We start from the raw sequence: 1524 nt of genomic DNA on the forward strand, positions 1-1524 counted from the left end.
GGTTGTCGATGGAAAAAATACACCAGGAATTGATCGCTCAGAAACTGGCCCTGCCCTCCCGGCAGGTGGCAGCGGTGGTTGACCTGCTCGATGAAGGTTCGACCGTTCCCTTTATTGCTCGATACCGGAAAGAGGCGACCGGTGGTTGCGACGAGGTGATGATCGCGGCAATCCGGGACCGGATCGCCCGTTTGCGGGAATTGGAAAAACGGCGGGAAGCCATTCTCTCCGGGTTGGAGGAACGGGGCCAGCTGACCGATGAGCTGAAAGAGAGAATTTTGGCCTGTATGACTCTGGCTGCTTTGGAGGACACCTACCTTCCCTATCGCCTCAAACGGCGGACCCGGGCGACCGTCGCCCGGGAACGGGGACTGGAGGCTCTGGCCGAGGAGATTCTTCAGCAGGATGGACGGAATCTTTTCCAGGCCGCCCAGCTGTTTATCGACCCGGAAAAGGGGGTGGAAACGGCGGACGATGCGCTGGCCGGGGCTCGGGACATCATCGCCGAGCGAATCAACGAGGATCCGGCCGTTCGGGAACGGATGAGGTCTTTGTATCTTCATCATGCTCTGGTCCGTTCCCGGGTGATCCCCGGCCGGGAGGAGGCGGGTGCGAAGTACCGTGATTATTACCAGTGGGAAGAACCCCTGGCGTCAATTCCCTCCCACCGTATGTTAGCGATACGCCGGGGTGAGAAAGAAGACATCTTGTCCTTTTCGATCGAACCTCCGGAAGGGGAGGCGCTTGATATTCTGGAAGAACATATGATCGTTGAAGAAGGAGAAGCAGCCGAGCAGATCCGTCTGGCAATCCGGGATGGTTACCGGCGGTTGCTCGGTCTTGCAATGGAGACTGAAACCAGGGCCTGGGTCAAGGAGAGGGCCGATCGGCAGGCGATCGATGTCTTTGCGGCCAACCTGCGGGAGCTTCTCCTCAGCCCTCCACTGGGAAGAAAGCGAGTATTGGCGATCGACCCCGGTTTTCGGACTGGATGCAAGATGGTCGTCTTGAGCGAACAGGGAAGCTTGCTGCACCACGAAACCTTGTTCTTCCACCAGTCGGTGGAGCGGGATAAGTCTGAAGGAAAAAAACTGATGGAGCTGTGCCGGGTACTGGCGGTCCAGGCTATTGCGATTGGCAACGGAACGGCGGGACGGGAAACCGAGGACCTGCTCCGGCGCCTGGACCTTCCCTCTTCAATTCCGGTGATCATAGTCAGCGAAAGCGGAGCATCGGTCTATTCAGCCTCTGAAGTTGCCCGGGAGGAGTTTCCTGACCAAGACGTCACCGTGCGCGGAGCGATCTCCATCGGCCGGCGCCTGATAGATCCCCTGGCTGAACTGGTCAAGATCGATCCCAAATCCATCGGAGTAGGTCAATACCAACACGATGTGGATCAAACAGCGCTGAAAAGCGCGCTCGATGATGTCGTGAGCCACTGTGTCAATCTGGTGGGGGTAGAGGTGAATACGGCCAGCCGGGAACTCCTGGCCTACGTATCCGGACTCGGCTCCCGGTTGGCCC

At 58.5% G+C, this 1524-nt stretch carries 1 protein-coding gene; it reads left to right on the forward strand.

Features of this window, described 5'->3' with window-relative positions; translation table 11 throughout:
• Positions 1-1524, forward strand: a 1524-nt coding sequence (locus VLH40_07015; protein ID HSV31753.1) for a Tex-like N-terminal domain-containing protein, incomplete at both ends; no start/stop codon positions are given.

The sequence above is a fragment of the Atribacteraceae bacterium genome (assembly GCA_035477455.1).
GTDB lineage: Bacteria > Atribacterota > Atribacteria > Atribacterales > Atribacteraceae > DATIKP01.